This window comes from Bradyrhizobium sp. Kon58 (assembly GCF_055807455.1).
This window is the reverse complement of the sequence record NZ_JBVVOT010000711.1, coordinates 1-229: the sequence shown is the minus strand read 5'-3', so window position 1 is coordinate 229 and position 229 is coordinate 1. Positions and strand designations below refer to the sequence as shown.

Sequence of the window (229 nt, the reverse complement as noted above, 5' to 3'; positions counted from 1 at the left end):
AGGACTGGTGCACGCATCTACTTTGCAAGACCAAAAATTCCCGCAAGTCCTTCAGTGTATATCAGCAATTGTTTTTGTGGGCACACCTCATCAAGGCTCCGCCTTAGCGACCGTGGCAGCAGCAGTGTCAGGTGCGCTACGTATTAACCAACAAGTGCATAACATGAGAGAGGACGATGCCTGGTTGAAGATCCTCAATGGCCAGTTCCAAAAGCTGCAGGATGATTTG

General features: G+C 49.3%; 1 protein-coding gene. It reads left to right on the top strand.

The features are described 5' to 3' along the window. Positions 1–229: hypothetical protein (locus tag AC0L20_RS42045; protein ID WP_473296000.1), on the top strand; the 229-nt coding region annotated here is incomplete at both ends.